This window comes from Enterobacter sp. Ag1 (assembly GCA_000277545.1).
GTDB lineage: Bacteria > Pseudomonadota > Gammaproteobacteria > Enterobacterales > Enterobacteriaceae > Cedecea.
Genome location: AKXM01000055.1, coordinates 166,593 through 184,065, shown reverse-complemented (window position 1 = coordinate 184,065; position 17,473 = coordinate 166,593). Strand labels below are relative to the sequence as shown.

Sequence of the window (17,473 nt, the reverse complement as noted above, 5' to 3'; positions counted from 1 at the left end):
GTATGACAAAGAGTCTATACCGGGATGTGTACAAATGTACACAAGCTTGCTAGTCTGCTCCCCTGTTTCTCTTTCACTGGTTGTTGTTCATGTCTGTTTCACAGAGAAAAGCCCTGCAGCTCCGTACCTGGGCGTTATTCACCTTCTTCTTCCTTCCGGGCCTGGTGATGGCATCCTGGGCCACACGCACGCCCGCCATCCGCGATACGCTCAGCGTCTCGACGGCCGGAATGGGCATCGTATTATTTGGCCTGTCGATAGGATCGATGGGCGGTATTCTCTGTTCCGGCTGGCTGGTGAAACGCTTTGGCACCCGTACCATTATTCGCAGCGGCATGACGCTGATGGTCGCCGGAATGTTAATGATGAGCTTCGCGCTGTACCTCGCCTCCCCGGTGCTGTTTGCCTTCGGCCTGGCGCTGCTCGGCAGCGGGATGGGGTCATCAGAAGTGGCTATGAACGTCGAAGGGGCCATTATCGAGAGCCTGATGAAGAAAACTGTGCTGCCGATGATGCACGGCTTCTTTAGCCTCGGCACGCTCGTTGGCGCCGGGATTGGCCTGACGTTAACCGCGTGGAACGTCGTGTCCTGGGGGCACCTGCTGCTGATTGGTCTGTTGACCATTGCGCCGATTGCCATCGCGCTTATCGCCGTGCCGCACGGCGTGGGCAAAGATAACCCGGAGAACACCGAAGCCCACGAGCCGCACCGACCGTTTTACAAAGATATTCAGCTATTGCTGATTGGTTTTGTCGTGCTGGCGATGGCCTTTGCCGAAGGCTCGGCCAACGACTGGCTGCCGCTGCTGATGGTGGACGGGCACGGCTTTAGCCCAACTTCCGGGTCGCTTATCTACGTAGGCTTTACCCTCGGCATGACGGTCGGGCGCTTCACCGGCGGCTGGTTTATTGACCGCTACAGCCGCGTTATTGTGGTCCGCGCCTGTGCGATCATGGGCATTATTGGCATCGGCACCATTGTGTTTGTCGACAACGCCTTCCTTGCCGGCGTGTCGGTGATTCTGTGGGGGTTGGGCACCTCTTTAGGCTTCCCGCTGACCATTTCAGCGGCGGGTGATACCGGCCCCGATCCGGCCAGCCGCGTCAGCGTCGTTGCCGCTTCGGGCTATGTCGCCTTTTTAGTCGGGCCGCCGCTGCTGGGCTTCCTCGGCGAGCATTACGGGCTGCGCCAGGCCATGCTAGTTGTGCTGACGCTAATGGTGATTGCGGCGCTGGTCGCCCGCGCCGTGGCCAAACCGGGGCAATCTTCCGGCCAGACTTTAGAAACTGAATAATGGAGAGTTCAATGAGCATCAAACTGATTGCAGTAGACATGGACGGCACTTTTCTTAATGACGAAAAAAGCTACAACCGCGAACGCTTTGCCGCGCAATATCAGCAGATGAAAGAGCAAGGCATCCGCTTTGTGGTGGCCAGCGGGAACCAGTATTTCCAGCTTATCTCCTTCTTCCCGGAGATTGCCCACGAGATCTCTTTTGTCGCCGATAACGGCGGCTGGGTGGTCAGCGAAGGCGAAGATCTGTTCAACGGCGAGCTGACCAGACAAGAGTTCAACACGGTGGTCGATCACCTGCTGACCCTGCCGCACGTGGAGATCATCGCCTGCGGCAAGCATAACGGTTATACCCTCAACGGCTATAGTGATGATTTTAAAGCGCTGGCGGCGAAGTACTATCACCGCCTTGAGCACGTGGAAAACTTCTCCGGCCTCGACGACGTGTTCTTCAAGTTTGCCCTGAACCTGCCGGACAGCCAGCTCGATGAAACTATGGACGCCCTGGGCGCAGCGCTGGTAGGCATTATGGTGCCTGTCACCAGCGGGCACGGCTCTATCGACCTGATTATTCCGGGGATTCATAAGGCTAACGGCCTGCGGATCCTGCAGGAAAAATGGGGCATCCAGGACAGCGAAGTGGTGACCTTTGGCGACGGCGGCAACGACATCGAGATGCTGACTCAGGCGCAATACGGGTTTGCGATGGCCAACGCCCCGGACAAAATCAAACGCATTGCCAGCTACCAGGCAGGGCACTGCAATCAACAAGGCGTGCTGGATGTGATCGACAAGATCCTGAAGAAAGAAGCGCCGTTTAACTAACGACCTCTGGAACAAGAATGTTAACGATAAGACAAGCAAACCCGGCGGATTTTGATGCGCTGGCGGAAATCTGGGAAGCATCCGTTCGCGCCACGCATGACTTTTTACCTGAAGAAAATATCAGGGCGTTAAAGCCCCAGGTGCGCGAACTCTACATGCCACAGATCCCGATGCTGCTGGCAGCTGGCAAAACCGGTGAGCCTCTGGGCTTTATCGGCTGCCACGAAAATCGGATTGAAATGCTGTTTGTTTCGCCTGAAAGCCGTGGCACGGGTGTGGGCAAGCAGCTTCTGCAGTATGCCATTGAACATTTGCAGGTCGATGAGGTGGATGTGAATGAGCAGAATCCGCAGGGCGTGGGCTTTTATCTTCATATGGGGTTCGCACAAACCGGGCGGTCTGAACTCGACGGTGAAGGGAATCCTTTCCCTTTGCTGCATTTGAAGCTGAAACGATAGTTTTATCGCATCGCTTGTTTTCCCCCTCTCCCTCCGGGAGAGGGCTAAATTATTCCCGATTTATGACTGATTCTTCAGCTGTTCCCGGCGATACTCACCCTGCCGCTCAAGCATCCAGCCCGGATATTCGCGCGGCAGCTCACTTACCGCATTCAGCCTGTCAAGCTCGTCCGCGCTAAGCTGAACCCCCGTCGCAGCGATATTATCCTCAAGCTGCTCAATGCGCTTCGCGCCCACGATGACCGTCGTCACTGCCTGCTGATGCAGCAGCCAGGCCAGCGCAATCTGCGCCACAGAAACGCCTTTGGCATCGGCTATGTCACGCATCACATCCACGCAATCAAACGCGCGATCCCTGTTTACCGGTGGAAAATCAAACTCCAGGCGGCGGCTGCCGGTTTCGGCTTTCCCGTCGCGGTCGTACTTGCCGCTGAGCAGCCCGCCCGCGAGCGGACTCCACACCATCAGGCCGACGCCTTCACTTTGCATCATCGGCACCAGCTCTCGCTCCAGATCGCGCCCGGCAAGGGTGTAATAAGCCTGCAGAGAGGCAAAACGTGTCAGTCCCAGGCGTTCGGAAATCCCGAGTGCCTTCATGATTTGCCAGGCCGCCCAGTTGGAAACGCCTATGTAGCGAACCAGCCCCTGCTGTACCAGCGAATCCAGCGCCCGCAGCGTTTCCTCTATCGGCGTCGCTGGGTCAAAACCGTGCAGTTGGTACAGGTCGATATAGTCGAGCTGTAGCCGCTGCAGGCTCTCTTTGACGCTATTTAGCAGATGAAAACGCGATGAACCTCGAGAGTTCGGCCCGGCGGTGCCTGTTTCGCCGAATGCTTTGGTGGCCACCACCACATTCTCACGCGGCACATTAAGGTTTTTCAGCGCCTGGCCGGTGATGATTTCCGAACGCCCACCGGAGTAAACATTGGCGGTATCAATAAAGTTAATCCCGGCCTCCAGCGCGCGTCCAACCAGCTTGTCGGCATCATTTTGCGCAAGCTGGCCTATTTTTCCCCATATACCGTCTTCACCACCAAAAGTCATGGTGCCCAGGCAAAGCTCTGAAACAAACAGGCCGGTATTTCCTAATTTTTTATAACGCATAGCGGTACCTCATGTTCAGGATTTCAGGAAGGAAAAGTGCGGACTGCCAGTTATACGCGTCGCCCGCGATTCTGGAATGGGGGATTTCTGCTCATTCCTTGCCTGTTTCTGCCTGAGTGGGCGCTAGCGTAAAAGCAATAATAAGCCGTAGCCGACCAGCGCGGCCCAAAGCAACATAGGGAGAGAATAGAGATGGAACCGCCACCAGATCCGACGGTCGTTGGCCATACGAAGGGCAATCAAGTTCGCCAGCGAACCCGGCAACAGGCCAAAACCGCCGATATTGACCGCGAAGGCCAACAGCAGCGAAGAAGGCACATAGTTCAGCAGTAAAATGGTGGCAGGCACATTGCTGATGAATTGTGACAGCAAAATACCCAGGCCAAACACCCCGCCAGGAGAGAGTTGCGCCACGCCCTGAAGCGAGTGCTGCAGCACCGAAAGTTGGGTGATGAGGTGAACATCAATAAACATCACCATAAATACCACCAGCAGGCTCCAGTCGATACTGAGCAGCACTTTGCGCGCCAGCCCCAGGAACCCAAGCGCAATCAGCCCCAGCCCCCAAAGCTCAAGCTTAAGCTCCAGGGCCAGAATAAAGACGATGTAAAACGCCAGGCAGCACCAGACCAGCTTAGGCTGCCAGCGGCTGTCATTCACTTCACCGTGGTAACGCAGCGGTTTTGGCTTGAAACAAAGCCACGCCAACACCAGCAAGCTGGCGGTCATGGCCAGCGCCAGCGGCATCATCTGCCAGGTAAAGGCGCCGAAAGAGAGCCCGGAATGCCCCCACAGTAAGATGTTCTGCGGGTTACCGATAGGCGTGAGCAAAGAGCCGGCGTTGACCGCCAGCGCCTCAAAAATAATCAGCTTACTGGCCGGCACCGAGCAGAGTTTTTTCAGCGTGATGGTGAGAGGCACAATGATGAACAGCGCGACATCGTTAGTCAGGAAGGTCGACAGGGCCGCCGCTGCCGTAACCATAAACAGCGCCAGCTGCCGCTCGTTGGCAAACCGCGCCACCATCTTGCGGCCCAGCACCTCGAAATAACCGCTCAGCTCGACGCCCTTGGTCAACATCATCAGCCCGGCCAGGGTAATAATGGTGTGCCAGTCTATGGCGGCGGGCCATAAAGCCGGGCGGAACGGCACCGCCAGGCTCAGGGCGACGCCGATTAACAACAATAAATGCAGGAATCGATCGCGCAGGAACGGCTGCGCAAGACGCAGCAGCATGTTTAACCGATGCCTCGCTCTGCGCTGAATTTGCGGAAAGCCTCCAGCGTCTCTTCGCTGACGTGGTGTTCCACACCTTCGGCATCAATACGCGCGGTCTCCGGGCTGATGCCCAGCGCGAGGAAGAAGTTTTCAACAATCTGGTGCCGTTCCCGGCTCTGCTGCGCCAGTTTTTCACCTTCCGGCGTTAAAAAGACGCCGCGCCATGGGATCTGCTCAATCAGCCCGACGGACGCCAGGCGTTTTAGCATCTTGGCAACCGTCGGCTGGGAAACGCCGAGCCGGGCCGCCATATCTACCTGGCGAACCTCACCCACTTCATGAATCAAATCCGAAATCAGCTCAACATAATCATCAATTAACTCGCGGCGGTGCGCCTCGCGTACCTGCCTGAAGCCCTCAACATGCTCTTCAATATTCGGTAATGGCGTCACTTTTTCGCTGTTCTTTTGCCCTGCCCGACGGCTCATAGTGCTTCCTCTTCCAGTGGCGCGGCGTCGTCATCTGACGACGGAAGGCTTTATTGTAAACCAGCATTGCTCATCCACAAAAAATTAACGAAATAGCCATGGCTATAAAATATAGCCTGTGCTATACCTGTATGTAATGCAGTCAGGCTTGTTTACGGAAAAACGGTCGCACGGCTAACAGGAGGACGCTATGAACGAATTTAAGAGGTGCATCAACGTGTTTACACAATCTCCCTTCCAGGTACGCTTAATGCTGCTGAACATGATTTGTGATTGGGTTGCCGGTAAACCCCAGCAGAAAGAAGAAAAACAACAATAACGCCAGGCCACGCCGCCTGGCGACTTTGTTCAGCGTTCCGCGCGAACGATCATCCTTTTGTCACAATTCCCCTGCAAAATCCCCGTTAATGGCTACTCTGGCCGAGCTTTAACCCCATCATTTGTCGGATTTGCAATCAGCTTCGCAAAACCTCGCTCTGTTATCAGTTGATATTCTTATCTTACGGCTCTATCTTCTTGCAGCCCTGCACATGAAGCGGCTCGCAGATGCGGTGCAATTCCCCTTCGTTTCCGTCTGTCAGGCAGGCTCTGCCCTTATCGCCAGGGTCACCGCATGGCGTTTTGCAAGACCATAATAAAGATGAATGTAACGGTTAAAGATACCCTGACTGCGCGCGGAATCGCGCTGAATCCGTGGGCTGGTTTCTATTTTCTGCAGTCTCTGCTGATAAACTTCGCGCTGGGCTATGCCTTCAGCCTGCTTTACGCCATTGCCTTTAGCTGCGTCCTTATGCTGCTGTGGCGCACCGCTCCCAGCGTCCAGAAAATCTTGCTTGGGCTTTGCAGCCTCGTGGCAGCCATGTACTTCCCGTTCGGCCAGGCCTACGGCTCGCCCAACTTCAATACTCTGCTGGCGCTGCATTCAACCAACTTTGAAGAATCCACGGAAATCATGACCATCTTCCCGTGGTACAGCTACGTGGTTTCTCTCTTTATTCTCGCCCTTGGCGTGATGGCGCTGCGCCGCAAACGTGAAGAAAAACGCGCCTGGGGTCATTTCGATAGCTTATCTCTCGCCGTCAGCGTGGTCTGTTTTTTTGTCACACCGGTAACCAACCTTGCCTACGGCGGCGTGTTTAAATTTAAAGATACTGGCTACCCGGTGGTGCGCTTCGTGAAAGATGTCGTGGTCAACAACCACGAAGTTATCGAGGAGCAGGCGCGCATGAAAGAACTGTCGCAGCAAAAAGATTCCTGGAACGTAGTGTCGGTGCAGCCTAAATACCATACCTACGTCGTAGTGATTGGCGAGAGCGCCCGCCGCGATGCGCTGGGAGCCTTTGGCGGCCACTGGGACAACACGCCCTTTGCAAGCCAGGTCAAAGGCAATCTGTTTATGGACTACGTCTCCGCCAGCGGCTCAACGCAAAAATCGCTGGGGCTGACGCTGAACCGGGTCGTGGACGGCAAACCCCAGTATCAGGACAATTTTGTTACCCTGGCAAACCGCGCGGGCTTCCAGACCTGGTGGTTCTCAAACCAGGGCCAAATCGGCGAATACGATACCGCCATCGCCAGCATCGCCAAACGCGCTGACGAAGTGCAGTTTTTGAAAAATGGGGATTTTGAGGCGGATAAAAACACTCGCGATGAAGCCCTGTTAAAAATGACGGCCCAGGTGTTTGCTACTCAGCGCAACACGCCGCAGCTGATTGTGCTGCATTTGATGGGTTCGCACCCGCAGGCCTGCGATCGCACTCAGGGGAAATACAAAGATTTTGTGCAGTCTAAAGAGACATCCTGCTATCTCTACAGCATGACGCAAACCGACGACTTGCTAAAACAGCTTTATCTGCAGTTACAAAACACCGGGAACAGCTTCTCAATGGTCTATTTCTCCGACCACGGCCTGGCGTTCAAAGAGCGCGGCACCGACGTGCAATATCTGGCGCACGACGATAAGTTCCAGCAAAATTTCCAGGTGCCATTTATGGTGTTGTCGAGCGATGACACCGCGCACCGGCTAATCAAAGCACGCCGCAGCGCCAATGATTTCCTCAACTTCTTCTCTGCGTGGACGGGGATTAAGGCGAAAGAGCTTACGCCGAAGTACAAATTTATTTCCGAGCAAAAGGCCGGGCCCGTCTGGATAACCAACTTCAACCTGAAGAAAGTGGACTATACTCATCTGCAGACGGATATGTTTGAGACCAGGACACGTTAACTTTTGCCGGTTAACCGATAAAAAAAATCCGCCACTTGGGCGGATTTTTTATTTCTATCCCGAAAGGGATATTAGAAGCGGTAGCCTACGCCAGCGATCCAGGTGCCAACGTCAACGCTACGAATACGGCTCTGCTCGTAGGAGAAGTCCAGAGCAACGTTTTCGATTGGGTTGAACTGCAGGCCAGCACCGTAGGAGAAGCCGTAGTCGCTAACGGAATCGTGAGCGCCTGGGAATTGAGTCGCCTGGAATTTACCGTAGCCAACACCGACTACACCGTAAATGCTTGCCCAGTCGTTGATGCGGTAAGCAGGACCAGCGGTGATGCCGTAGTACTGGCCTTTGGTGTACACGTCGTTAGAAGTGTCACTTTTCTGGGTGTAGGTGAAGGAGCCGATGTAGCCCAGCGGGGTATCATTTTCGTAACGGTATTTCAGGTTGAAACCGCCAGCTTTGTTAGCAACGCCCTGCATATCGCTCTGAGCATAGCCACCGGTTACGGTGCTGGTTGCTGCAGATGCGGTACCTACGGAGACGGCCAGAACACAGGCCAGAGCTGAAAGACATGCAATTTTTTTCATAATATCCACCTCAAATGTGCTTCAAGTAAGTCCTAAGTTTTAAATATAACAAAACCATGACAGAAACTCTTCGCCAATTGTGTTGTCTAACGATCTTTTTCCTGTAACATAACATTTCCACTACATGCTAAATCACTAAAAAATCAGGAAAATACCGCTTCACGACGGCAAATTTTAATCCCTTTAATAACATCGTCATTCAGATAATTCTGGAATTATTTTTGACACAAACTGACAAAAGCCCCCGGATCGTACTCCACGCCATGAGAATTTTTCTTAATGAAAGTTCAACCAGCCATAACTTAATCCTTTAGACTGGGCAGACTTTTATTTTCTTGACCAAACATAGACAAATACTGACAAGGTACAGGATGCCGCAAACCTCCCGTAATATGCCGCGCTGGCTGCCGATCGTAGTTTTACTTATCGCCATGACCTCGATTCAAAGCGGCGCCTCGCTGGCGAAATCATTATTCCCGCTAATCGGTCCCCAGGGCGTCACTTCGCTGCGCCTGTTTTTAGGCACTCTTATTCTCGCGGTGATTTTTAAACCCTGGCGCCTGCGTTTTAAGCCAGAGCAACGCCTGCCTTTACTGTTTTATGGGCTGGCGCTGGGCAGCATGAATTACCTCTTTTATGTCTCTCTGCGCACGGTACCGCTGGGCATCGCGGTGGCGCTGGAGTTTACCGGGCCGCTTGCCGTGGCGCTTTTTGGCTCACGCCGTGCCGTGGACTTTATCTGGGTGGTGCTGGCGGTAGCCGGACTGTGGTTCCTGCTTCCCCTCGGCCAGGACATCTCCCAGGTAGATTTGACCGGTGCTGCCTGCGCCCTCGGGGCCGGTGCCTGCTGGGCTATCTACATTATTGCCGGGCAAAAAGCGGGCGCTGAGCACGGCCCCGCCACGGTCGCGTTTGGTTCTCTGATTGCTGCCATTATCTTTGTCCCCCTGGGCGCCTGGGAAGCCACCAGCTCGCTGCTGCAGTGGTCGCTGCTACCCGTCGGCCTGGCCATTGCCGTGCTTTCCACGGCGCTGCCTTATTCGCTGGAGATGATTGCGTTAACCCGACTCCCTACCCGCACCTTTGGCACACTCATGAGCCTTGAGCCTGGCCTTGCGGCCCTGTCAGGTATGCTGTTCCTCGGGGAGCACCTGACCCTGGTACAATGGCTGGCTCTGCTCTCAATCATCGCAGCATCGGTGGGATCAACGCTGACCATGAAACGCGAAGCACAGATTAAAAACGTCGACATAAATTAATCTGTTGCCCTGCATTTAATGCGGTGATAATTGCCGCATTAAATGATGTATCCGTAATCAAGCACTTATATTCCCGTCAACTGTAATACTCAATAAGAATTATTTTCTTTTCGCCGTCATATTTATTCATGATTTTTGACATAAATTAAGAACACTCAATAACCAGCTGTTAAATAACAAATTAATCTTTTCCATTTTTCTCTTACTATCGGTTTGATAGGTATTACCCTCACCAGCAAAGTAAAAAAGTGGTGCTATACTTATCCCCGGTAATTCATTGGGACACCAACATCAAGAGGATGAAAGATTATGAGTACCGCTAAACTGGTAAAAACTAAATCTACAAACCTGCTATATACCCGCAATGATGTAAAAGACAGCGAGAAAAAAGCCACTATCGAGCTGCTGAATCGCCAGGTCGTCCAGTTCATCGACTTGTCGCTGATTACCAAGCAGGCTCACTGGAATATGCGCGGAGCTAACTTTATTGCCGTGCACGAAATGCTGGACGGCTTCCGTACGGCGCTGACCGAGCACCTGGACACCATGGCAGAACGTGCCGTGCAGCTTGGCGGCGTGGCGTTGGGCACCACTCAGGTGATCAACAGCAAAACTCCGCTGAAAAGCTATCCGCTGGACATTCACACCGTTCAGGAGCACCTGAAAGAGCTGGCCGATCGCTATGCCATCGTGGCGAACGATGTGCGTAAAGCCATTGGTGAAGCAAAAGACGAAGATACCGCAGATATTTTCACCGCCGTTTCCCGCGATCTGGACAAATTCCTGTGGTTCATTGAGTCCAATATCGAGTAACCAGAGCATTTTCCTATGGCTCCTCCTCCGCCCGGGGGCGGAGCCTGCACCAAAACAGCGCAGACCATCGATTAATTCATAGCCCAAAGTTAATCAAATGTAATAATCACCTCACACAATCGTTAACGAATGATTGTTTTGTCCACTGATTTCGCGGTAAAACTAACCCCTACCCTGCCGGCTCATTTTGCGCACCAAAATGGTGCACCATAACGGTGCGTTATGACCTGCTTGCAACGCTCAATGTGCAATGTTAAATAATCACATCCTTGCAAAACAGTAAGTTGCAAATTTGGCACGATTCTTTCATGAGTCGCCGCTGACGCAGGGGATCGCCCCGTGGATTAACAAAGGAAATGCTATGAAGTCGATTTTGAAAGTTTCACTGGCTGCACTTACCCTGGCTTTCGCTGTATCTTCCCATGCCGCTGATAAAAAACTGGTCGTTGCGACCGACACCGCGTTCGTTCCTTTTGAATTTAAACAAGGCGATCAGTATGTCGGCTTTGACGTGGATCTGTGGGCGGCTATCGCCAAAGAATTGAAGCTGGACTATACCCTGAAGCCAATGGACTTCAGCGGCATCATCCCTGCCCTGCAAACCAAAAACGTGGACCTGGCACTGGCCGGGATCACCATCACTCCTGAGCGCGAAAAAGCGATCGACTTCTCCGACGGCTACTACAAAAGCGGCCTGCTGGTGATGGTCAAAGCCAATAACAACGACATCAAAAGCGTGAAAGATCTGGACGGTAAAGTGGTTGCTGTTAAAGGCGGCACCGGCTCCGTTGATTACGCAAAAGCTAACATCAAAACCAAAGACCTGCGTCAGTTCCCGAACATCGATAACGCCTACATGGAACTGGGCACCAACCGCGCTGACGCGGTTCTGCACGACACGCCAAACATCCTGTACTTCATCAAAACCGCCGGCAACGGTCAGTTCAAAGCGGTAGGTGAGTCTCTGGAAGCTCAGCAGTACGGTATCGCCCTGCCTAAAGGCAGCGACGAACTGCGCACCAAAATCAACGGCGCGCTGAAAACCCTGAAAGAGAACGGCACGTACAACGAAATCTACAAAAAATGGTTCGGTACCGAGCCTAAATAATAATTCTAAGTATGAGTAAGACCTGAGGGGCGCCTTTCGCCCCTCTTATTATTAAACGCCTCTCACGCTGCAAGGCCCCGGCCTGAAGCCCGAAGAGGTGAACCACGGTAGACAACAGGAACACATCATGCAGTTTGACTGGAGCGCCATTTGGCCTGCAATTCCCATCTTGTTTGAAGGCGCTAAGATGACCCTATGGATTTCTATCCTGGGTCTTTGCGGCGGTTTAGTAATTGGTTTAGTGGCGGGCTTTGCCCGTACCTACGGCGGCTGGATTGCCAACCACGTAGCGCTTGTTTTCATCGAAGTGATTCGCGGCACGCCAATTGTGGTGCAGGTGATGTTTATCTACTTCGCCCTGCCGATGGCCTTTACCGATCTGCGTATCGATCCGTTCAGCGCAGCGGTCGTCACCATCATGATCAACTCCGGAGCCTACATCGCGGAAATCACCCGTGGTGCTGTGCTCTCAATTCATAAAGGCTTCCAGGAAGCGGGCCTTGCACTTGGGCTGTCAAAACGTGAAACCATCCGTCACGTGATTATGCCGCTGGCGCTGCGCCGTATGCTGCCGCCGCTGGGTAACCAGTGGATCATCAGCATCAAAGACACCTCGCTGTTCATCGTTATCGGTGTAGCAGAGCTGACTCGTCAGGGTCAGGAAATTATCGCCGGTAACTTCCGCGCGCTGGAGATTTGGAGCGCCGTTGCGGTCTTCTATCTGATTATTACCCTGGTGCTGAGCTTCGTGCTGCGTCGCCTTGAAAGAAGGATGAAAATCCTGTGATTGAATTTAAAAATGTCTCCAAGCACTTTGGCCAAACCCAGGTGCTGCACAACATTGACCTGAACATCAAACAGGGTGAAGTGGTGGTGATTATCGGGCCAAGCGGCTCCGGCAAATCAACCCTGCTGCGCTGCATCAACAAGCTGGAAGAGATCACCAGCGGCGACCTGATTGTTGACGGCCTGAAAGTGAACGATCCGAAGGTAGACGATCGCCTGATCCGTCAGGAAGCTGGCATGGTGTTCCAGCAGTTCTACCTGTTCCCGCACCTGACGGCGCTGGAAAACGTCGCCTTCGGCCCGATTCGCGTCCGCGGCATGAAAAAAGACGCCGCTGAGAAGCTGGCGAAAGAGCTGCTGGCGAAGGTTGGCCTGGCGGAACGCGCGCATCACTATCCGTCAGAGCTTTCTGGCGGCCAGCAGCAGCGTGTGGCTATTGCCCGTGCCCTTGCCGTGAAGCCGAAGATGATGCTGTTTGATGAACCAACGTCGGCCCTCGACCCGGAACTGCGTCATGAAGTGCTGAAAGTGATGCAGGACCTGGCCGAAGAAGGCATGACCATGGTGATCGTGACCCACGAAGTCGGCTTTGCTGCGAAAGTGGCTTCTCGCCTGATCTTTATCGACAAAGGTCGCGTGGCGGAAGACGGCAACCCACAAGAACTTATCGACAACCCGCCGAGCCCGCGTCTGCGCGAGTTTCTGCAGCACGTCGCATAACGCCTGACTCAGGGCGGCAAATTCCAGCCGCCCTGATTTTTCTGGAATCATCCCGCTTTTCTCCTCGCCAAAATCTCAGCCACTATACTTACTCCTTTGTCAGATTTTCTCAGTCCGGAGGAGCGCTGTGCGATGGATCCTGATATTACTGTTTAACCTGATGAGCCTGCCCGGCCATGCAGTCACCTTACCCGCTGCCGCCGTTGCCGCCTCGACATCCCAGGGCAGCGCCACACAAACAGAACCCAGCGTAGAAGAAAAGAAAAAAGCGTACTCGGCGCTCGCCGACGTGCTCGACAACCCAAAGTCCCGGAGTGAACTCATCGAGCAGCTTCGCAAAGTCGCCGCTGACGGCACCTCACACACCATGCCGGTTATTGCCCCACCGGATACGCTCACTGAAGACAAAACCGTGCTCGAAAACGTCACCGACGTCAGCCGCCGCTATGGGGGAGAACTTACGCAGCGTTTTGAGCTGCTCCAGCAAAATATCGCCAGCGCACCGAGGAAAGCCTTTAACCAGCAGACTTTCTTCAATGCGCTGAGCCACTTCGCGATGCTCGCCAGCGCCGTTTTTGTGTTCTATTTCTTGCTTCGCGCCGGCGTCAGGCCGCTGTGGGCCAAAATGGGCGACTGGGGACGAAGAAAAAACCGCGATCATACCAACTGGCTTCACCTGCCGGTGACCATCCTCGGCGCCTTTGCGGTGGACATCCTGCTGCTGGCGTTAACGCTATTCGTCGGGCAGCTCCTGAGTGACAAAATGAACGCAGGCAACGCCACTATCGCGCGCCAGCAGGGGCTATTTCTTAATGCCTTTGGGCTTATCGAGTTCTTCAAGGCTGTTCTGCGCCTCATTTTCAGCCCGCGTTTCCCGGCGCTACGCCCCTTCCCCATCGGCGACCAGGGCGCCCGCTACTGGAGTATTCGCCTTTCCTGGCTAAGTACCATCATCGGCTATGGGTTATTGGTGGTGGTGCCGATTCTCGCCAATCAGGTCAACGCCCAGATCAGCGCCATGGTTAACGTGGTGGTCATGCTACTGATTACCGTCTGGGCGCTATATCTGATTTTTCACAACAAACGCGCCATCCAGCAAAGCCTGATTCACCTGGCAGATCGCTCAATGAGCTTCTTTAGCCTGTTTATTCGTGCTTTTGCGCTCATCTGGCACTGGCTCGCTTGTCTCTATTTTGTGGTGCTGTTTTTCCTTTCGCTTTTCGATCCGGGCAACAGCCTGAAATTTATGATGGGCGCCTCACTGCACAGCCTGACCATCATCGGCGTGGCGGCGTTTATCTCCGGCATGCTTTCGCGCTGGATAGCAAAAACCATCACCCTTTCTCCACAGGTGCAGCGCAATTACCCCGAGCTGCAAAAGCGTCTTAATGGCTGGATCTCCGTCTCGCTGAAGCTGGCACGTATTCTTACCGTTTGCGTCGCAGTCATGCTGCTGCTGGACGCCTGGGGGCTTTTCGATGTCTGGCAATGGCTCACTGAGGGTGCCGGAGAAAAAACCGTCGATATACTGATCCGCATTGTACTGATCCTTTTCTTCTCGGCGGTAGGCTGGACGCTGCTGGCAAGCCTGATCGAAAACCGCCTTGCGTCGGATATCCACGGCCGCCCGATGCCAAGCGCGCGAGCCCGCACGCTGCTAACGCTGTTCCGTAACGCGCTGGCCGTGGTGATCAGCACCATCACCATCATGATCTTGCTTTCTGAAATCGGCGTGAACATCGCACCTCTGCTGGCGGGGGCGGGGGCGCTGGGGCTAGCGATAAGCTTTGGTTCGCAAACCCTGGTGAAGGATATTATTACCGGGATATTCATTCAGTTTGAAAATGGGATGAATACCGGCGACTACGTCACCATCGGCGCGATTACAGGCACAGTCGAGAAAATGTCGATTCGTTCGGTGGGCGTACGCCAGGATACGGGGGCTTACCATATTATTCCGTGGTCATCGATAACGACCTTTGCCAACTTTGTCCGCGGGATTGGCTCTTTCGTCGCGAACTACGACGTCGACAGGCAGGAGGACGTGGACAACGCCAACCGGGTACTGAAAGAAGCCGTGGACGCGCTGATGGGCCAGGAAGATATTCGTCTGCTGGTCATTGGCGAGCCGTTGTTCTCAGGCATTGTGGGGCTGACGAACCAGGCCTTCACAGTACGCGTGACCTTTACCACCCTGCCGCTAAAACAGTGGACGGTGCGCTACGCGCTCGACGGAATGGTCAAAAAACACTTTGATGAAGCGGGCATCAGGCCCCCGGTGCAAACCGTGCAGGTCATGCAGCCGGGTGTCGATGCAGCACAGGCGCTACAGGCGACAGAGGCGGCGGCCGGCGCGCTGCCGCCCACCAGCACAGCCAACTAATTATTTCCCGCGGGTTTTCGCCCAGCGTGCGCGCTGGGCATCATCCATAAAGCTCCAGGCAATAAAACGGCTCTGTTTTTGCCCCTGTGCCATCTCTTTTTTCACCACTTTCACCACGCCGTTTTCCTGCATCACGCGGTACAGCGCAGGCAGGTTTTCACCTTTTGAAACCAGCGACGTAAACCACAGCACCTGGCGGCCAAACGCTTTACTTTCTTTGATCATCTGGCTGACGAAGGCCACTTCGCCCCCCTCGCACCACAGCTCCTGCTCACGACCACCAAAGTTCAGCGCCGCGCTTGCGTCCTGGCCAAGATTGCGGCGCTTACGCTCGCTGCCGCTGCGGGCCGCCTCGACTGAATCGTGGAATGGCGGATTACATAGCGTGGCATCATAGGTTTCATTTTTGTGGATGATGCCGTCCAGAATGCAGCCAGCATTTTTCTGGCGACGGAGACGGATCATGCGGCTAAGCCCAGGATTGCCGTCTACAATTTGCTGCGCGCTGCGAAACGCATCGCCGTCCAGCTCAGAGCCGGTAAAGCGCCAGCCGTATTCGTGCTGCCCGATGAGTGGATAAATGCAGTTCGCGCCGACGCCGATATCCAGGACGGAAACCTGGGCAGGCACAACGCCGCCGTTGCCTTCCGCCAGCAGGTCGGCCAGATGGTGAATATAGTCCGCCCGGCCCGGCACTGGCGGGCAAAGGTACCCTTCGGGGATATCCCACTGCTTAACCTGATAAAAATGCGCCAACAGCGCCTGGTTCAGCGCCTTCACCGCCAGCGGATTTGCGAAGTCAACGGTTGTGTCGCCGTGCGGCCCCGGGCGTAAAAACTCGCCCAGCGCCGGGCTGCTCGCGGTTAATGCGGCAAAGTCATAGCGGCTACGGTGACGGTTACGCGGGTGCAAACCAGGTTTGGTGTCGGCAGGGGTTTTCATTGGGGGCTTCTCCTTGTGTGGCCGCGTAAGATACTCTGCTCTCCGCGTCGGGTAAATACATCGCTGACGATTTGACCTTTCCAACATGAATTCAGGTGCGTAATGAGTAAAAAACGTTATTACTACGAGCCCTCGGAAGGCCACGGTTTACCACACGATCCGCTGAACGCCATTGTCGGGCCGCGCCCAATCGGCTGGATTTCGTCCTGCAACCTGCAGGGCCAGCGCAATCTCGCGCCGTACAGCTTCTTTAACTGCTTTAACTATCGTCCACCGATCATTGGTTTTTCCAGCACCGGCTGGAAAGACAGCGTCCAGAACATCCTCGACACCAAAGAATTCGTCTGGAATCTGGCCACGCGCCCGCTCGCAGAACAGATGAATGAAACCTCCGTCACGCTCCCCAGAGGAGAAGATGAGTTCCAGCATGCGGGCCTGACTCCAATTGCAGGCACCAAGGTCAGCGCCAGCCTGGTGGCTGAAAGCCCGGTCAACTTTGAATGCCGCCTGTCGCAGTGCATTCGCCTGACCTCTGCCGACGGCGACGAGCTGAACAGCTGGCTGGTGCTGGGGGAAGTGGTTGCCGTACACATCGACGAGCACCTGCTTATCGACGGCATCTACCAGACCGCGCTGGCGCAACCCGTGCTGCGGGCCGGAGGGCCAACCGCCTATTACACGGTTGATGAATCACAGCGTTTTGACCTGGTTCGCCCTGACGCGCGCTAAACCAGAAAAAAAACAATTAAAATCAGCCACCTGGTTGTGGCTTTTTTGTCAGCATTTGGTCAAGTTTTATCGTTCAAAAAACACGCACAAGTCCATCAGTTTTTTGCGCCATTGCCTGCCCAAAGGGGAACTAGACTGTAATTGTCAGACAACAAAAAGGTGTTTTGCTCTCAACGCTCAAGAGGATGTAAAGATGAAAAAACTGCTGTATTTCTCTGCGGTTATCTCTCTTGCTGCACTGCCTTTTGCCTCCATGGCAGCCCAGGAAATGAGTAACGCAAACGTCGGACAGATGCAACCTTTTGGTACCGTCACCGCCAAAGCGTCTAACCTTGACGATCTCCAGGCTAAACTGGCTGAAAAAGCGAAGGAACAGGGTGCAACCGGCTATGTAATTAACTCCGCCGGCGGCGATAACCGCCTGTACGGCACCGCCACTATCTACAAATAGCCCGCGTTCCGGCCAACATAATGCCCTGCTTTGCGGGGCATTTTTATGGCACCTTTACCCTCAAACCATTTAAGCAATCATATGATACTT

At 54.2% G+C, this 17,473-nt stretch carries 18 protein-coding genes; 13 read left to right on the top strand and 5 right to left on the bottom strand.

Translation table 11 applies throughout. From position 1 onward, the window contains the following. The first annotated feature begins 89 nt into the window (after positions 1-89). The 3 genes from A936_RS20145 to A936_RS20135 are packed head-to-tail and all read left to right on the top strand — an operon-like array spanning position 90 to position 2,577. A complete protein-coding gene (locus A936_RS20145) occupies positions 90-1,295 on the top strand; it encodes an MFS transporter (RefSeq protein ID WP_008461044.1) in 1,206 nt (401 codons plus the stop codon). 11 nt (positions 1,296-1,306) lie between these two features. After that, positions 1,307-2,119 carry a Cof-type HAD-IIB family hydrolase gene (locus A936_RS20140; RefSeq protein WP_008461042.1) on the top strand — a complete coding sequence of 271 codons (813 nt, stop codon included), beginning with the start codon at positions 1,307-1,309 and terminating at the stop codon, positions 2,117-2,119. Between the two features lie 17 nt (positions 2,120-2,136). Beyond that, positions 2,137-2,577: an acetyltransferase gene (locus A936_RS20135; protein ID WP_008461040.1), complete on the top strand. Its 441-nt coding sequence runs from the start codon at positions 2,137-2,139 to the stop codon at positions 2,575-2,577. Positions 2,578-2,637: 60 nt separating this feature from the next. Here the strand turns inward: A936_RS20135 and A936_RS20130 are convergent, their stop codons facing one another. The 3 genes from A936_RS20130 to mntR form a co-directional block, all read right to left on the bottom strand. Next, positions 2,638-3,681 (bottom strand): aldo/keto reductase, encoded by a 1,044-nt coding sequence (locus A936_RS20130; protein ID WP_008461038.1) that lies wholly within the window; start codon positions 3,679-3,681, stop codon positions 2,638-2,640. A 123-nt stretch (positions 3,682-3,804) separates the two neighbouring features. Further along, positions 3,805-4,917: an SLC13 family permease gene (locus tag A936_RS20125; protein WP_008461036.1), complete on the bottom strand. Its 1,113-nt coding sequence runs from the start codon at positions 4,915-4,917 to the stop codon at positions 3,805-3,807. A 2-nt stretch (positions 4,918-4,919) separates the two neighbouring features. Next, positions 4,920-5,387, bottom strand: a complete 468-nt coding sequence (gene mntR, locus A936_RS20120) for a manganese-binding transcriptional regulator MntR (protein WP_008461034.1) — start codon at positions 5,385-5,387, stop codon at positions 4,920-4,922. A 190-nt stretch (positions 5,388-5,577) separates the two neighbouring features. Here mntR and mntS point away from each other — a divergent pair, with 190 nt between their 5' ends. Both mntS and A936_RS20110 read left to right on the top strand, forming a co-directional pair. Next, the gene (gene mntS, locus A936_RS20115) at positions 5,578-5,706 is read left to right on the top strand and encodes a manganase accumulation protein MntS (RefSeq protein WP_008461033.1); all 129 of its coding nucleotides are present in this window, start codon (positions 5,578-5,580) and stop codon (positions 5,704-5,706) included. A 321-nt stretch (positions 5,707-6,027) separates the two neighbouring features. Then, a complete protein-coding gene (locus A936_RS20110) occupies positions 6,028-7,611 on the top strand; it encodes a phosphoethanolamine transferase (protein WP_008461032.1) in 1,584 nt (527 codons plus the stop codon). Positions 7,612-7,682: 71 nt separating this feature from the next. On the opposite strand, the gene ompX is transcribed toward A936_RS20110, so the two are convergent. After that, positions 7,683-8,192 carry an outer membrane protein OmpX gene (gene ompX, locus A936_RS20105; protein ID WP_008461031.1) on the bottom strand — a complete coding sequence of 170 codons (510 nt, stop codon included), beginning with the start codon at positions 8,190-8,192 and terminating at the stop codon, positions 7,683-7,685. Between the two features lie 371 nt (positions 8,193-8,563). Here ompX and rhtA point away from each other — a divergent pair, with 371 nt between their 5' ends. The 6 genes from rhtA to ybiO all read left to right on the top strand — a co-directional run bounded on the left by rhtA (position 8,564) and on the right by ybiO (position 15,261). After that, entirely contained in the window at positions 8,564-9,451 is an 888-nt protein-coding gene (gene rhtA, locus A936_RS20100) for a threonine/homoserine exporter RhtA (RefSeq protein WP_008461030.1), read from the top strand. A gap of 309 nt (positions 9,452-9,760) precedes the next feature. Then, on the top strand, positions 9,761-10,264 hold the full coding sequence (gene dps, locus A936_RS20095; RefSeq protein WP_008461029.1) for a DNA starvation/stationary phase protection protein Dps: 504 nt from the start codon (positions 9,761-9,763) through the stop codon (positions 10,262-10,264). Positions 10,265-10,625: 361 nt separating this feature from the next. Continuing rightward, on the top strand, positions 10,626-11,372 hold the full coding sequence (gene glnH, locus A936_RS20090; protein WP_008461028.1) for a glutamine ABC transporter substrate-binding protein GlnH: 747 nt from the start codon (positions 10,626-10,628) through the stop codon (positions 11,370-11,372). Positions 11,373-11,499: 127 nt separating this feature from the next. Then, positions 11,500-12,159: a glutamine ABC transporter permease GlnP gene (glnP, locus tag A936_RS20085; protein WP_008461026.1), complete on the top strand. Its 660-nt coding sequence runs from the start codon at positions 11,500-11,502 to the stop codon at positions 12,157-12,159. Beyond that, entirely contained in the window at positions 12,156-12,878 is a 723-nt protein-coding gene (glnQ, locus tag A936_RS20080) for a glutamine ABC transporter ATP-binding protein GlnQ (RefSeq protein ID WP_008461025.1), read from the top strand. Before glnP ends, glnQ begins: the two co-directional genes overlap by 4 nt. A gap of 127 nt (positions 12,879-13,005) precedes the next feature. Then, complete coding sequence (ybiO, locus tag A936_RS20075; RefSeq protein ID WP_008461024.1) at positions 13,006-15,261, top strand: mechanosensitive channel protein; 2,256 nt, start codon at positions 13,006-13,008, stop codon at positions 15,259-15,261. Here the strand turns inward: ybiO and rlmF are convergent, their stop codons facing one another. Continuing rightward, the gene (rlmF, locus tag A936_RS20070) at positions 15,262-16,203 is read right to left on the bottom strand and encodes a 23S rRNA (adenine(1618)-N(6))-methyltransferase RlmF (protein WP_008461023.1); all 942 of its coding nucleotides are present in this window, start codon (positions 16,201-16,203) and stop codon (positions 15,262-15,264) included. 102 nt (positions 16,204-16,305) lie between these two features. On the opposite strand from rlmF, the gene A936_RS20065 reads away from it, so the two are divergent. Both A936_RS20065 and mcbA read left to right on the top strand, forming a co-directional pair. Next, positions 16,306-16,932 (top strand): flavin reductase family protein, encoded by a 627-nt coding sequence (locus A936_RS20065; protein ID WP_008461022.1) that lies wholly within the window; start codon positions 16,306-16,308, stop codon positions 16,930-16,932. 193 nt (positions 16,933-17,125) lie between these two features. Next, positions 17,126-17,383 (top strand): DUF1471 family periplasmic protein McbA, encoded by a 258-nt coding sequence (gene mcbA / locus A936_RS20060; protein WP_008461021.1) that lies wholly within the window; start codon positions 17,126-17,128, stop codon positions 17,381-17,383. The last annotated feature ends 90 nt before the right edge of the window (positions 17,384-17,473 follow it).

What these genes read in the sequence shown, in the direction of transcription:
- A936_RS20145 (WP_008461044.1), top strand. Translation starts at nt 90, where the DNA reads ATGTCTGTTTCACAGAGAAAAGCCCTGCAGCTCCGTACCTGGGCGTTA.
- A936_RS20140 (WP_008461042.1), top strand. Translation starts at nt 1,307, where the DNA reads ATGAGCATCAAACTGATTGCAGTAGACATGGACGGCACTTTTCTTAAT.
- A936_RS20135 (WP_008461040.1), top strand. Translation starts at nt 2,137, where the DNA reads ATGTTAACGATAAGACAAGCAAACCCGGCGGATTTTGATGCGCTGGCG.
- A936_RS20130 (WP_008461038.1), bottom strand. Translation starts at nt 3,681, where the DNA reads ATGCGTTATAAAAAATTAGGAAATACCGGCCTGTTTGTTTCAGAGCTT.
- A936_RS20125 (WP_008461036.1), bottom strand. Translation starts at nt 4,917, where the DNA reads ATGCTGCTGCGTCTTGCGCAGCCGTTCCTGCGCGATCGATTCCTGCAT.
- mntR (WP_008461034.1), bottom strand. Translation starts at nt 5,387, where the DNA reads ATGAGCCGTCGGGCAGGGCAAAAGAACAGCGAAAAAGTGACGCCATTA.
- mntS (WP_008461033.1), top strand. Translation starts at nt 5,578, where the DNA reads ATGAACGAATTTAAGAGGTGCATCAACGTGTTTACACAATCTCCCTTC.
- A936_RS20110 (WP_008461032.1), top strand. Translation starts at nt 6,028, where the DNA reads ATGAATGTAACGGTTAAAGATACCCTGACTGCGCGCGGAATCGCGCTG.
- ompX (WP_008461031.1), bottom strand. Translation starts at nt 8,192, where the DNA reads ATGAAAAAAATTGCATGTCTTTCAGCTCTGGCCTGTGTTCTGGCCGTC.
- rhtA (WP_008461030.1), top strand. Translation starts at nt 8,564, where the DNA reads ATGCCGCAAACCTCCCGTAATATGCCGCGCTGGCTGCCGATCGTAGTT.
- dps (WP_008461029.1), top strand. Translation starts at nt 9,761, where the DNA reads ATGAGTACCGCTAAACTGGTAAAAACTAAATCTACAAACCTGCTATAT.
- glnH (WP_008461028.1), top strand. Translation starts at nt 10,626, where the DNA reads ATGAAGTCGATTTTGAAAGTTTCACTGGCTGCACTTACCCTGGCTTTC.
- glnP (WP_008461026.1), top strand. Translation starts at nt 11,500, where the DNA reads ATGCAGTTTGACTGGAGCGCCATTTGGCCTGCAATTCCCATCTTGTTT.
- rlmF (WP_008461023.1), bottom strand. Translation starts at nt 16,203, where the DNA reads ATGAAAACCCCTGCCGACACCAAACCTGGTTTGCACCCGCGTAACCGT.
- A936_RS20065 (WP_008461022.1), top strand. Translation starts at nt 16,306, where the DNA reads ATGAGTAAAAAACGTTATTACTACGAGCCCTCGGAAGGCCACGGTTTA.
- mcbA (WP_008461021.1), top strand. Translation starts at nt 17,126, where the DNA reads ATGAAAAAACTGCTGTATTTCTCTGCGGTTATCTCTCTTGCTGCACTG.